Source organism: Klebsiella sp. 28, assembly GCF_018223905.1.
Lineage (GTDB): Bacteria > Pseudomonadota > Gammaproteobacteria > Enterobacterales > Enterobacteriaceae > Klebsiella > Klebsiella pneumoniae.
On the sequence record NZ_JAGRQY010000100.1, the window covers coordinates 1 to 13,033 of the forward strand.

13 protein-coding genes are annotated in these 13,033 nt (G+C 58.7%); 6 read left to right on the forward strand and 7 right to left on the reverse strand.

The features are described from left to right. Together KHQ28_RS17375 and yqfB are read right to left on the reverse strand one after the other, a co-directional pair. Window positions 1-525, reverse strand: a 525-nt coding sequence (locus KHQ28_RS17375; RefSeq protein WP_211777641.1) for a hemolysin III family protein, incomplete at its 3' end; no start/stop codon positions are given. 163 nt (window positions 526-688) lie between these two features. Next, complete coding sequence (yqfB, locus tag KHQ28_RS17380) at window positions 689-1,000, reverse strand: N(4)-acetylcytidine aminohydrolase (protein ID WP_004144734.1); 312 nt, start codon at window positions 998-1,000, stop codon at window positions 689-691. Window positions 1,001-1,049: 49 nt separating this feature from the next. Between yqfB and KHQ28_RS17385 the strand changes: the two genes are divergently transcribed. The 6 genes from KHQ28_RS17385 to KHQ28_RS17410 all read left to right on the forward strand — a co-directional run bounded on the left by KHQ28_RS17385 (window position 1,050) and on the right by KHQ28_RS17410 (window position 6,979). Further along, window positions 1,050-1,778, forward strand: coding sequence for a MurR/RpiR family transcriptional regulator (locus KHQ28_RS17385; RefSeq protein ID WP_002916321.1), 729 nt, complete (start codon window positions 1,050-1,052; stop codon window positions 1,776-1,778). 118 nt (window positions 1,779-1,896) lie between these two features. Next, window positions 1,897-3,330, forward strand: coding sequence for a 6-phospho-beta-glucosidase (locus tag KHQ28_RS17390; RefSeq protein ID WP_032418366.1), 1,434 nt, complete (start codon window positions 1,897-1,899; stop codon window positions 3,328-3,330). Window positions 3,331-3,454: 124 nt separating this feature from the next. After that, a complete protein-coding gene (locus KHQ28_RS17395; protein ID WP_004210062.1) occupies window positions 3,455-3,814 on the forward strand; it encodes a hypothetical protein in 360 nt (119 codons plus the stop codon). 49 nt (window positions 3,815-3,863) lie between these two features. Further along, on the forward strand, window positions 3,864-5,873 hold the full coding sequence (locus KHQ28_RS17400; RefSeq protein WP_032418365.1) for a protein-disulfide reductase DsbD: 2,010 nt from the start codon (window positions 3,864-3,866) through the stop codon (window positions 5,871-5,873). 1 nt (window position 5,874) lies between these two features. Beyond that, a complete protein-coding gene (locus KHQ28_RS17405) occupies window positions 5,875-6,486 on the forward strand; it encodes a DsbA family protein (protein WP_004210064.1) in 612 nt (203 codons plus the stop codon). Continuing rightward, the gene (locus KHQ28_RS17410) at window positions 6,476-6,979 is read left to right on the forward strand and encodes a protein disulfide oxidoreductase (RefSeq protein ID WP_032418364.1); all 504 of its coding nucleotides are present in this window, start codon (window positions 6,476-6,478) and stop codon (window positions 6,977-6,979) included. The genes KHQ28_RS17405 and KHQ28_RS17410 overlap by 11 nt, the downstream gene beginning before the upstream one ends. Window positions 6,980-7,099: 120 nt before the next feature. On the opposite strand, the gene KHQ28_RS17415 is transcribed toward KHQ28_RS17410, so the two are convergent. From KHQ28_RS17415 to KHQ28_RS29255, 5 genes are all read right to left on the reverse strand, one after another. After that, window positions 7,100-7,843 (reverse strand): SDR family oxidoreductase, encoded by a 744-nt coding sequence (locus tag KHQ28_RS17415; RefSeq protein WP_019704916.1) that lies wholly within the window; start codon window positions 7,841-7,843, stop codon window positions 7,100-7,102. A 62-nt stretch (window positions 7,844-7,905) separates the two neighbouring features. Then, a complete protein-coding gene (gene gcvP / locus KHQ28_RS17420; protein ID WP_002916478.1) occupies window positions 7,906-10,779 on the reverse strand; it encodes an aminomethyl-transferring glycine dehydrogenase in 2,874 nt (957 codons plus the stop codon). A gap of 206 nt (window positions 10,780-10,985) precedes the next feature. Further along, window positions 10,986-11,375 (reverse strand): glycine cleavage system protein GcvH, encoded by a 390-nt coding sequence (gene gcvH, locus KHQ28_RS17425; RefSeq protein ID WP_002916479.1) that lies wholly within the window; start codon window positions 11,373-11,375, stop codon window positions 10,986-10,988. A 24-nt stretch (window positions 11,376-11,399) separates the two neighbouring features. After that, on the reverse strand, window positions 11,400-12,494 hold the full coding sequence (gcvT, locus tag KHQ28_RS17430) for a glycine cleavage system aminomethyltransferase GcvT (RefSeq protein WP_002916480.1): 1,095 nt from the start codon (window positions 12,492-12,494) through the stop codon (window positions 11,400-11,402). A 422-nt stretch (window positions 12,495-12,916) separates the two neighbouring features. Further along, window positions 12,917-13,033 (reverse strand): hypothetical protein (locus KHQ28_RS29255; protein WP_228298276.1); only part of this gene is annotated, 117 nt, incomplete at its 5' end.

Here is a 13,033-nt window from a genome sequence, read left to right on the forward strand (position 1 = left end):
CCCGCCAACCGCCAGCAGCGTTACCCCGCCCACCGCCAGCTTCACTGCCAGCTGATAGACCACGATAAGCGACAGCCAGCCCATGGTCAGATAGGTCACCAGCGACAAAATTTTAAAGCGGTGCGCGATGGTTAGCTTAAACAGGATCCCCAGCAGCGCCAGGCTCCAGATGACGATCATCAGCCCCTTCGCCAGCGGTGAATTCAATCCCACCAGCAAAAACGGCGTGTAGGTCCCGGCAATCAACAGGTAGATAGCGCAGTGGTCGAATTTCTTCAGCCACTGTTTCGCCCGCTGATGCGGGATCGCGTGATAGAGCGTGGAAGCGAGGAACAGCATAATCATGCTGCCGCCGTACAGGCTGTAGCTGGCGATCGCCGTCGCGCTGGCGTTTGTATCCGCCGCCTGCACCAGCAGCAACACAAGGCCGACGATACCGAACACCAGCCCGATCCCGTGGCTGATGCTGTTGGCAACTTCCTCTGCCAGAGAATATCCCTGAGTGATTAATGGTTTGCGAACCATACTGGACTCCGTGAAAACAAGAACGCTTTCATTGCCCACTTAGGGTAACTGAGAATGATTCCAGTGAACACCTGTTAGCTAAAATAAAACGATGTATATTTGTAAATACATTAAAATCAAAAAGTTACATTTTTATTTCAACTCACAGCTGTTCCTGATTATCTTAAAGCGTTTTGAATTCAATGACATAAAACTGGCTCTCGCCAGGATAGATGTCGCTGATGACCTGCCGCAGCTGCCCGAGAGTCATATTCTCCTGTTGCGCATGCTGTTCGGTCAGCGTATCGAGCGTCACCGTCGAGGTCGCGGTCACGGCGATGGTGCAAAAATAGCCGTCATCTTCATAGCGCCCAACGCGCAGCACATCGCCGGGCTTAAAGTGCGACTCCGCTGCATCGCGAATGGTGATGGTTTTGCGCCCGGCGAGGATGTCGTCCTGAAAACGCTGAAAAAAGGTAATGTCATTGGCCTGCATGATATAATTCCGTCCTGGTCATTATGAATTGTGAGTTCGCCCTGTGAGTATGTTCTCCCACGCCGCTGTCGCCAGTCTCAATAATCTTGAGATGATGGTCTACCACTACGTCATTAAAAATCGTGACAAAGTGATGTACATGACCATCCGCGAACTGGCCGAGGCCGCCGGGGTCTCCACGACCACCGTGTTACGCTTCTGCCGCAAACTGCAGTGCGAGGGCTACTCTGAATTTCGCGTGCGCTTTAAATTATATCTCGAGCAGAATGAGCCTCAACAGGCAAATATCGGCGCCAGCGAAATAATGAGCTTTTTTAAAAGCGTCAATAATGACGAGTTCGATGAATTACTCGAGCAGGCCGTCGATATTATTCTCGCCTCCGAACGTATTATTTTTGTCGGCGCCGGCACCTCCGGCGCGCTGGCGAAATATGGCGCACGCTTCTTCTCCAACGTCGGTAAATTCAGCAACCATATTGACGATCCCTATTTTCCGGTAACCAACGATATGGCCCGCAACGCGCTGGCGATCGTGCTTTCCGTCTCTGGCGAGACGGAAGAGATCCTGCGTTTCGCCAGCCAGTTCAGCCTACATCATTGCAAGGTGATGTCGATTACCAGCCATGAGCATTCGCGGCTGGCCAAACTGGCTGATTTCAATCTCTCCTGGCACGTGCCGCAGACGCGCATTGGCGGCGTCTACGATATTACAACGCAAATTCCAGTGATCTATATTCTCGAATCCCTCGGACGTAAATTAGCGCGCAAAATCAGCTAAAAATAACAGCCTGTTTTTTTGATGTAACATATTACCTTTGGCGGAATTTGTTATATCGTGACATTCACTTTCACTTTGCTAGACTCGAGAACAATAGTTATTAGAGAGATTAGCCAGGATGAAAAAATTAACCCTTCCGAAAGATTTTTTATGGGGCGGCGCGGTCGCCGCGCATCAGGTTGAAGGCGGCTGGGATCAGGGCGGCAAAGGCCCCAGCATCTGCGATGTGTTGACCGGCGGGGCGCACGGCGTGCCGCGCGAAATCACCCACCAGGTCGAAGCGGGAAAATACTACCCGAACCACGAAGCCGTCGACTTCTACGGTCGCTACAAAGAAGACATCAAACTGTTCGCCGAGATGGGCTTCAAATGCTTCCGCACCTCTATCGCCTGGACCCGCATCTTCCCGCAGGGTGACGAAACCCAGCCGAATGAAGAGGGGCTGAAGTTCTACGACGACATGTTCGACGAGCTACTGAAGCACAACATCGAACCGGTGATCACCCTCTCCCACTTCGAGATGCCCCTGCACCTGGTGCAGCAGTACGGCGGCTGGACCAACCGCAAAGTGGTCGATTTCTTTGTACGCTTCGCCGAAGTGGTCTTCGAGCGCTATAAGCACAAAGTGAAATACTGGATGACCTTTAACGAGATCAACAACCAGCGCAACTGGCGCGCGCCGCTGTTCGGCTACTGCTGCTCCGGGGTGGTCTATACCGAGCATGACAATCCGGAAGAGACCATGTACCAGGTGCTGCACCACCAGTTCGTGGCCAGCGCGCTGGCGGTGAAAGCGGCGCGGCGCATCAACCCGGACATGCAGGTCGGCTGCATGCTGGCGATGGTCGCCCTCTACCCTTACTCCTGCAAACCGGAAGATGTCATGTTCGCCCAGGAGTCGATGCGCGAGCGCTACGTCTTTACCGACGTCCAGCTGCGCGGTTACTACCCGAGCTATGTGTTGAATGAATGGGAACGCCGCGGCTTCAACATCAGGATGGAAGACGGCGACGCGCAGATCCTGCGCGAAGGTACCTGCGCCTATCTCGGCTTCAGCTACTACATGACCAACGCGGTGAAAGCCGAGGGCGGCACTGGCGACGCCATTTCCGGTTTCGAAGGCAGCGTGCCGAACCCGCACGTCAAAGCCTCCGACTGGGGCTGGCAGATTGACCCGGTCGGCCTGCGCTATTCTCTGTGTGAACTGTATGAGCGTTATCAGAAGCCGCTGTTTATCGTGGAAAACGGCTTTGGCGCCTACGACAAAGTAGAAGCCGACGGCAGCATCAACGATGACTACCGCATCGACTACCTGCGCGCCCACATCGAAGAGATGATCAAAGCGGTCACTTATGACGGCGTCGATCTGCTGGGCTATACCCCATGGGGCTGCATCGACTGCGTCTCCTTCACCACCGGGCAGTACAGCAAACGCTACGGCTTCATCTACGTCAACAAACACGACGATGGCACCGGCGACATGTCCCGCTCGCGCAAGAAGAGCTTTAACTGGTACAAAGAGGTCATCGCCAGCAACGGTGAGAACCTGTAACTAACCGCCCTCTCCCGGCCGGGGGAGGGCTAATTGCTTATCCGCCAGACACTTCTTTACAGCTTTACCATTGCCAAAACCCGTTCGCCCGTTAAGATAAGCCTCGTGAATATTTGAGGCAATCATGATTAAGCGACAACGCAAAGCCATTCTTTTTGTCCTCCTGGCCTGTCTGGTGGTGCTAACCTGCACCGCTCAACGGATGGCCGGGATGCACGCGCTGGTCATGAACCTCACCGCCGACAGCCCGTCGCTACAGCAAAACCAGGATCAGGCCGAGGCGCCGGTCACGCCGTGCGAGCTCAGCGCCAAGTCGCTGATGGCCGTTCCGCCGATGCTGTTTGAAGGGGCGCTGTTGGCTATCACCCTGCTGCTGGCGGTGCTGGCGGCGATCCCGCCGCGTATCGAACGCCAGTGGCCTCCCCGCGTTATCTCCTCACCCCGATTGCGGGTGCATCTGCGATTATGCATCTTCCGTGAGTGATTGATTCTCCTGACAGTTCAGGTTAATTCATCACTTACGGAGCAAACTTATGTATATGGTATTCAGGCGACTACTGGTCTGCCTGCTTTGGCTATGGCTGCCCGTCAGCCAGGCCGCCGACAGCGGCTGGCTGCGCGCCGCCGACAATCAACACGCCAGCGTCCGCCTGCGGGCGCAAACCGAGAGCAATGGCGACACTCGCCTGCTTTTAGACGTAGCGCTGGAAAAGGGCTGGAAAACCTACTGGCGCTCGCCAGGGGAAGGCGGCATCGCGCCGGCTATCGCCTGGCACACGCCGCTGGAGGTGAGCTGGCGCTGGCCGACGCCGCAGCGCTTCGACGTCGCGGGCATTTCCACTCAGGGCTATCACGGCGACGTCAGCTTTCCGATGACGCTGCGCGGCAAAATACCGCCGACGCTTAGCGGCGTCCTGACGCTCTCTACCTGCAGCAATGTCTGTATTCTCACTGACTATCCCTTTTCGCTGGATATGACGACTCCGTCGGGGGAGCGATTTAATTATGATTTTACCCGCGCGATGGGCACACTGCCGCTGCGCGATGGCCTGACTTCGCAACTGACCGCCAGCTACGTCAGCGGCAAACTGACGGTGACCGCCCGCCGCGATGCCGGCTGGCAGCAGCCAGCGCTGTTTATCGACAGCATGGAGGATGTCGATTTCGGTAAGCCGAGCTTTACCAGCCGCGGCGATACGTTGACCGCCACCGTACCAGTCACCGATAGCTGGGGCGAAGCGGCGCCGGATCTGAGCGGCAAAACGCTGTCGCTGGTGCTGGCCGATAGCGGTCAGGCGCAGGAAAGCCAAATCGCCGTCGCCGCCGGCAGCGCCGCGCCGGGGCTGGCGTTAGGCTGGGTGCTGCTGATGGCGCTGGCCGGCGGGCTTATTCTCAACGTCATGCCCTGCGTGCTGCCGGTGCTGGCGATGAAGCTCGGCTCGCTGGTGCAAACCGAAGGTCGCGAACGCGGCGCGGTGCGGCGGCAGTTCCTCGCCTCGGTGTGCGGGATCGTCGTCTCGTTCCTGGCGCTGGCGCTGATGATGACCGCGCTACGCCTGGGGAATCAGGCGCTCGGCTGGGGCATCCAGTTCCAGAACCCGTGGTTTATCGGCGCGATGGCGCTGGTGATGGTGCTGTTCAGCGCCAGTTTATTGGGGCTGTTCGAAATCCGCCTCTCCTCCAGCGCCAGCACTTTCCTCGCCACCAGGGGCGGCAACGGCTTAATGGGCCATTTCTGGCAGGGCGCCTTCGCCACCCTGCTGGCGACGCCCTGTACCGCGCCGTTCCTCGGTACCGCCGTGTCGGTGGCGCTGGTGGCGCCCCTGCCGCTGCTGTGGGGCATTTTCTTCGCCATGGGGATCGGCATGAGCCTGCCGTGGCTGCTGATCGTTGCCTGGCCGGGTCTGGCGCAACGACTGCCACGCCCGGGCCGCTGGATGAATCATCTGCGGGTGGTGCTGGGGCTAATGATGCTTGGTTCAGCGCTATGGCTGGTCAGCCTGCTGACGATCCACATCGGCCGTACGCCGGTGCTTACCCTGCTGGTGATTCTGGCCATCGCCCTGCTAGTGGCCACCGCCTGGCGCTACCGCTGGCGGACGGCGCTGCGCGCGGGCGCCCTGGCCATCGTGGTAGCGGGCGCCGTCGCCTTTGTCGCCCAACAGGACGGCCAGGGCCCGCGCCGCGACCGGGTTAACTGGCAGCCGCTCAGCGAGCAGGCTATCGCCAGCGCCCTGGCGGAGCATAAGCGGGTATTTATTGATGTCACCGCCGACTGGTGCGTGACCTGTAAAGCCAATAAATACAACGTGCTGCTGCGCGACGACGTCCAGCAGGCGCTGTTAGCGCCAGACGTAGTCGCCCTGCGCGGCGACTGGAGCCGCCCCTCCGCTGTCATTAGCCAGTTTTTAACCGCTCGCGGCAGCGCCGCGGTGCCGTTTAACCAGATTTACGGACCGGAATTGCCGCAGGGACAGATTCTGCCTGCGCTGTTAGACCGCGAACACCTTCTCGCCACCCTGTCCGCCGCTAAAGGAAAATAACATGAGAGCTATCACCGCCTTATTACTGTTGTGCGTATCGGCCTTCAGTTTCGCCGCCCCGGCGGAAGAACCACAATCGAACGGTAATGACCAGTTAGCCCAGCTGCTGTTTAACGATCCGAATAGCCCGCGCACCGGCGCGAAAGAGCCAAAACTCACGATCGTCTCGTTTACCGATTACAACTGCCCTTACTGCAAACAGTTTGATCCGCTGCTGGAAAAAATCGTCCACGATAATCCGGACATCCAGCTCATCGTTAAGCTGCTGCCGTTTAAAGGGCAGAGTTCGGTGAATGCCGCTAAAATCGCGCTCTCCACCTGGCGTCAGCAGCCCGATAAATTCTGGGCGCTGCATCAGCGGCTGATGGCGAAAAAAGGCTATCACGATGACGCCAGTATCGCCGCCGCGCAGAAGAAAACCGCCACCGATAGCGTAAATATCGATGACAAGACCATGGATTCGCTGAAGATGAACCTGATTTTGTCGCAGGTGCTGAATATTCAGGGCACCCCGGCGACCATCATCGGCGATCAGATGGTGGCTGGCGCGATCCCTGCTGATGAGCTGGAGGGGCTGGTGAAAGAACAGCTGGCGAAAGCCCGTGGCCAGTAAAATCAGGCGCTGGCTGCGCGAGCTGGCGGTGTGGCTGCTGATTGGCGCGGCGGTGAGCCTGGCGGTGGATTATTTTCGCCAGCCCGCGCTGCCGCAAAACGTCAGCGCCACATCGCTGCAGACACTCGACGGCAGGACGCTGGATCTGCATGCCATAAGCCAGCAAAAGCCGCTGCTGCTGTACGTCTGGGCGACCTGGTGCGGAGTTTGTCGCTATACCACGCCGTCGGTGGCATCGCTTGCCGCCGACGGCGGCAATGTGCTGACGGTAGCCCTGCGTTCCGGCGATAACGCCGCGCTGGAGAAGTGGCTGAGCAGGAAGAAAATGGCGCTGCCGACGGTAAATGATCCGAGCGGCCAGCTGGCGCGGCAGTGGGATATCCAGGTAACGCCAACGCTGGTGGTCATTTCTCAAGGCGAGGTGAAGTCGATTACCACCGGCTGGACCAGCAGTTGGGGAATGCGCCTGAGGCTGTGGCTGGCCTCCTGGTAGACCGTCGGGCTTTAGCGGTTTTTATGCCGGGTAAGGCGTATCCGCCACCCGGCCTACCATTCGGCTTTGACCCCGTAGGCCCGGCAAGCGCAGCGCCGCCGGGCAATAGACATCTACGGGTTATTTCCCGCCCGCCAGTTCAAGGAAGCTACCCGTCACATACGACGCTTTGTCGCTCAGCAGCCAGGCAATGGCCTGAGCGACCTCTTCCGGCTGGCCGCCGCGCTGCATCGGTAGCGAACCTTTCACTCGATCCACGCGTCCCGGTTCACCGCCGGAGGCGTGCATCTCGGTATAAATCAGCCCCGGACGCACGCCGTTGACCCGGATCCCCTGCGCCGCCACCTCCAGCGCCAGCCCGGTAGTCAGGGTATCTACCGCCCCTTTCGACGCGGCATAGTCAACGTACTCCCCCGGCGCGCCAAGGCGCGACGCCGCCGACGACACGTTAACTATCGCCCCGCCCTTACCGCCATGTCGATGTGACATGCGCTTTACCGCCTCGCGACAGCAGAGGAAATAACCGGTGACGTTGGTGGCCAGCACGCGGTTAATACGCTCGGCGCTCAGGCTCTCCACCGTACACTGGGTAAACAGGATCCCGGCGTTGTTGACCAGCGCCGTCAGCGGCTCGCCCATGCGGTCAACTGCCTCAAACATCGCCATCACCTGCGCTTCATCGCTGATGTCCGCCCGCAGCGCCGTGGCTTTGCCGCCAGACGCCACAATGGTATTCACCACCTCGGTGGCGGCGTTAATGTTGTGATGGTAATTGACCGCCACGGTATATCCTTCCTGCGCCAGCAGCAGCGCCGTCGCCCGGCCTATGCCGCGGCTCGCGCCGCTAATAAGAGCTATTCCCATACCTTCCCTCCAAAAAAATAAAGGCGCCGCAGCGCCTTTAAAAGTTTAGCTAAAACGCAAACTTACTGGTATTCGCTCATCGGCACGCAGGAGCAGAACAGGTTGCGGTCGCCGTAGACATCATCCAGACGTTTCACCGTCGGCCAGTACTTGTTGTGCAACCCTGCCGGGAATACCGCCAGCTCGCGGCTGTACGGATGGTTCCACTCGCCCACCAGCTCGCCCTGGGTGTGCGGCGCGTTCACCAGAGGGTTATCCTCCAACGGCCATTCGCCGGCTTTGACGCGGTCGATTTCCGCGCGGATCGCCAGCATCGCGTCGATAAAGCGGTCCAGCTCGACCTTGCTTTCCGATTCCGTCGGCTCAACCATCAGCGTCCCCGCTACCGGGAAAGACATGGTCGGGGCATGGAAGCCAAAGTCGATCAGGCGCTTGGCGATATCCAGCTCGCTAATGCCGGTCTCTTCTTTCAGCGGACGAATATCGAGAATGCATTCGTGCGCTACGCGACCATCGCGACCGGTGTAGAGCACCGGGTAGGCGTCTTTCAGCCGGGTAGCGATGTAGTTGGCGTTAAGGATCGCGTTCTGGCTCGCCTGCTTCAGCCCTTCCGCGCCCATCATGCGGATATACATCCAGCTGATCGGCAAAATGGACGCGCTGCCGAACGGCGCGGCGGAAACCGCGCCCTGGCGGGTCAGCATACCTTCAATCTGTACCACGCTGTGGCCCGGCACGAACGGCGCCAGGTGCGCTTTCACGCCGATTGGGCCCATGCCCGGGCCGCCGCCGCCGTGCGGAATGCAGAACGTTTTATGCAGGTTGAGGTGCGAAACGTCGGCGCCGATAAAGCCCGGAGAGGTGATCCCGACCTGGGCGTTCATGTTGGCGCCGTCGAGATAAACCTGGCCGCCAAACTGGTGCACGATCTCGCACACTTCGCGAATGGTCTCTTCATACACGCCGTGGGTCGACGGATAGGTGACCATGATGCAGGAGAGATTGGCCCCCGCCTGCTCTGCTTTTTCACGCAGATCGGCGAGATCGATGTTGCCGTTTTTATCACAGGCAACGACCACTACCTGCATACCCGCCATCTGCGCGGAAGCCGGGTTGGTGCCGTGCGCGGAGCTAGGGATCAGGCAGATATCGCGATGGCCTTCGTTGCGGCTCTCGTGATAATGGCGAATCGCCAGCAGACCAGCATATTCACCCTGCGCGCCGGAGTTCGGCTGCATGCAGACGGCGTCATAGCCGGTCAGTTTCACCAGCCAGTCGGAAAGCTGGGCGATCATCTGCTGATACCCTTCCGCCTGCTCGACCGGGCAGAACGGGTGCAGCTCGGCGAATTCCGGCCAGGTGATCGGGATCATCTCCGCCGCGGCGTTCAGTTTCATGGTGCAGGAGCCCAGCGGGATCATCGCCTGGTTCAGCGCCAGATCTTTACGCTCCAGGGCGTGCATGTAGCGCATCATCTCGGTTTCGCTATGGTAGCGGTTAAACACCGGATGGGTGAGGATCGCATCGTCGCGCAGCATCGCCGCCGGGATCGAACGGCTATCCAGCGCCACGTCTTTATCCAGGGTATCGATATCCAGACCGTGATCGTCGCCGACGATGGCGCGGAACAGGTTCAGCACATCTTCGCGGGTGGTCGCTTCATCGAGCGTAATGCCCACCGCGCCGTGAATATCGCTGCGCAGGTTAATCTGCAGGGCTTCGGCACGCGCCAGCACCGCGGCTTTATCCGCCACTTCGACGCACAGGGTGTCGAAGTAGTGGGCATGGCGCAGCTTCAGCCCTTTCTTCTGCAGGCCGTCGGCCAGAATGTCGGTCAGACGATGAATGCGGCCAGCGATACGTTTCAGACCCGCCGGGCCGTGGAATACCGCGTACAGGCTGGCGATGTTGGCCAGCAGAACCTGCGAGGTACAAATGTTGGAGTTCGCTTTCTCACGGCGGATGTGCTGCTCGCGAGTCTGCATCGCCATGCGCAGCGCGGTATTCCCCGCCGCATCTTTCGATACGCCGATAATCCGGCCCGGCATGGAGCGTTTGAATTCATCTTTCGCCGCGAAGAAGGCTGCGTGCGGGCCGCCGTAGCCCATCGGCACGCCGAAGCGTTGGGCGGAACCGAAGACGATATCCGCGCCCTGCTTGCCCGGCGCCGTCAGCAGCACCAGCGCCATAAAGTCGGCAGCGACGCTGACAATCACTTTGCGCGCTTTCAGCTCGGCGATCAGTTTGCTGTAATCGTGGATTTCGCCGGTGGTGCCCACCTGCTGCAGCAGCACGCCGAAGACATCCTGGTGATCGAGCACTTTGTCGGCGTCATCGACGATGACGTCGAAACCGAAGGTTTCCGCGCGGGTGCGCACCACGTCCAGGGTTTGCGGATGGACGTCGGCGGCAACGAAGAAGCGGTTGGCGCTCTTCAGTTTACTGACGCGTTTGGCCATCGCCATCGCTTCGGCGGCGGCGGTGGCTTCATCAAGCAGCGAAGCGGAAGCGATATCCAACCCGGTCAGATCCAGAGTGACCTGCTGGAAGTTGAGCAGCGACTCCAGACGGCCCTGGGATACTTCCGGCTGGTAAGGGGTATAGGCGGTATACCAGCCCGGGTTTTCCAGCATGTTGCGCTGAATGACCGGCGGCAGCTGCACGGCGGTATAGCCCATGCCGATGTAAGACTTGAAGCGCTTGTTGCGACTGGCAATCGCCTTCAGCTCCGCCAGCGCGGCGAATTCGGTAGTCGCGTCGCCCACCTGCGGTGGGGTCGCCAGCTGGATATCCTGCGGCACAATCTGGCCGATCAGGGCGTTAAGCGAATCCGCGCCGACGGTCTTCAGCATCTCTTGCTGTTGCTGAGCGTCCGGGCCAATGTGACGTTCAATAAAGGCGTCGCGGTTTTCAAGCTGACTTAAAGTCTGAGTCATGAGCGATGGTTCCTGAAACGTGCGGTGAATCGTGGTTGTCTGACTGGTTTGCCCGGCAAGCGCTGATGCTTACCGGGCCAGAATACGCAAAATCATTCGCGTTGCAGGAAGGCGGCGACACAGCGACTCCCCGGGAGCTTACAAAAGTAAGTGACCGGGGGGAGCCAGGAAGCCAACGCCCCTGCAGCGTGAAGGATGAAGCGTATTTATTCGTCTTCCAGTAAAGCTTCATACGCGGCGGCATCCAGCAGCGCGGCAACCTGCGCTTCGTCGCTGGCTTTGATCTTGAAGATCCAGCCGTCGGTATACGGGTCGCTGTTGACCAGTTCCGGAGAGTCGTTCAGCTCTTCGTTGACGGCAACGATTTCACCGCTAATCGGCGCGTAGATATCGGAGGCCGCCTTCACGGATTCGGCAACCGCGCAATCGGCGCCCGCTTCAACGGTGGCGCCCACTTCCGGCAGGTCAACGAAAACCATATCGCCAAGCAGCTCCTGCGCGTGCTCGGTGATCCCTACGGTATAGGTGCCGTCCGCTTCTTTACGCAGCCACTCGTGTTCTTTGCTGTATTTCAGTTCTGCTGGTACGTTGCTCATCAATTCATCTCCAAAAAAGGGAAATCACACAATGGCTTTGCCATTGCGTACAAAACCAGGTTTAGTCACTTTAACCGGCATTTCACGGTTACGGATTTGCACCACCGCGGTGTCGCCAATCCCGGCCGGCACGCGAGCCAGCGCGATGCTGTAGCCCAGCGTCGGCGAGAAGGTGCCGCTGGTGATAATGCCTTCTTTTTGATTACCGTCGCTATCGGTAAAACGGACCGGCAGACCACCGCGCAGGACGCCTTTCTCGGTCATCACCAGGCCAACCAGCTGCTCGGTGCCTTTTTCGCGCTGCATCTCCAGCGCTTCGCGGCCGATGAAGTTACGATCGGCGGGCTCCCAGGCGATAGTCCAGCCCATGTTCGCCGCCAGCGGGGAAACGCCTTCGTCCATCTCCTGGCCGTACAGGTTCATCCCGGCCTCCAGGCGCAGGGTGTCGCGCGCGCCAAGACCGCACGGCTTAACGCCAGCGTCCAGCAGACCGCGCCAGAAATCAGCCGCCTGCTCGTTCGGCATCGCAATTTCATAACCCGCTTCGCCGGTATAGCCGGTGGTGGCGATAAACAGGTCGCCGGCCTGCACGCCGAAGAACGGCTTCATGCCTTCCACGGCCTGACGCTGAGCGTCGGTAAACAGCGTCGCCGCCTTCGCTTTCGCCTGGGGGCCCTGCACCGCGATCAGCGACAGATCGTCGCGAACGGTTATTTCAAGGCCGTAAGGTTCAGCTTGTTCGGAGATCCAGGCGAGGTCTTTTTCGCGGGTGGCGGAGTTAACAACGAGGCGGAAATAATCTTCAGAAAGGAAATAGACAATCAGGTCGTCGATGACGCCGGCGGAGGCGGTCAGCATGCCGGTGTAGAGCGCTTTGCCTGGGGTGGTGAGCTTCGCCACATCGTTGGCCAGCAAATAGCGCAAGAACTCGCGGATCCGGCTGCCGTGGAAATCGACGATGGTCATATGCGACACATCGAACATCCCTGCATCGCCGCGCACCGCATGGTGCTCATCAATCTGGGACCCGTAATGCAGCGGCATCATCCAGCCATGGAAATCCACCATGCGCGCGCCGCACAGCGTGTGTTGTTCATACAACGGAGTCTGTTGAGCCATCTTTTCCTCATCGAATAAAACGGAACCAGCCACGAAATTGTCGGCGATTTTGCGCCACGAAATTCGGCGTCGGCATCGCTGACGGACGCCGACGCAAACGTTCTCTTTGGCCTGAACTTACCACCGAACCCGGCGCTAAACCATAAGCTCATTCAGGGCATCACATTAGCTTATGGCTAAAATCCGCCGAAAAGCCTACAGAGTTATTGACTGGAAAAAAGCGATTTACGCCACATAAAATTAACATTAACGGCGCGACAATTAGGTAATGATGGTGTTTTATGCGATTTTACGGCTCTAATTTCTTTAACAAAAAAAAGGACGCATTAATAAATCTAATGCGAAAAAAGAGGTGAAATTAGAATATTTCAAATGAGGGGGAAAACCCGGCGCCCAGGCCGGGTGAAAGAAGTGTGACGCGGTTAACGTAACCAGGCAGGCAGATCGTTGAGGCCCATCGCCTGGCGAATCAGCTGCGGTTTCACGCCCGGCAGCGTATCGGCCAGTTTGAGTCCCACATCGCGAAGAAATTTCTTCGC

Excerpts from the sequence above, each read along its gene's own strand:
- KHQ28_RS17400 (WP_032418365.1), top strand. The coding sequence starts at position 3,864 with ATGTATATGGTATTCAGGCGACTACTGGTCTGCCTGCTTTGGCTATGG.
- gcvH (WP_002916479.1), bottom strand. The coding sequence starts at position 11,375 with ATGAGCAACGTACCAGCAGAACTGAAATACAGCAAAGAACACGAGTGG.
- KHQ28_RS17390 (WP_032418366.1), top strand. The coding sequence starts at position 1,897 with ATGAAAAAATTAACCCTTCCGAAAGATTTTTTATGGGGCGGCGCGGTC.
- KHQ28_RS17395 (WP_004210062.1), top strand. The coding sequence starts at position 3,455 with ATGATTAAGCGACAACGCAAAGCCATTCTTTTTGTCCTCCTGGCCTGT.
- gcvP (WP_002916478.1), bottom strand. The coding sequence starts at position 10,779 with ATGACTCAGACTTTAAGTCAGCTTGAAAACCGCGACGCCTTTATTGAA.
- gcvT (WP_002916480.1), bottom strand. The coding sequence starts at position 12,494 with ATGGCTCAACAGACTCCGTTGTATGAACAACACACGCTGTGCGGCGCG.
- KHQ28_RS17415 (WP_019704916.1), bottom strand. The coding sequence starts at position 7,843 with ATGGGAATAGCTCTTATTAGCGGCGCGAGCCGCGGCATAGGCCGGGCG.
- yqfB (WP_004144734.1), bottom strand. The coding sequence starts at position 1,000 with ATGCAGGCCAATGACATTACCTTTTTTCAGCGTTTTCAGGACGACATC.
- KHQ28_RS17385 (WP_002916321.1), top strand. The coding sequence starts at position 1,050 with ATGTTCTCCCACGCCGCTGTCGCCAGTCTCAATAATCTTGAGATGATG.
- KHQ28_RS17405 (WP_004210064.1), top strand. The coding sequence starts at position 5,875 with ATGAGAGCTATCACCGCCTTATTACTGTTGTGCGTATCGGCCTTCAGT.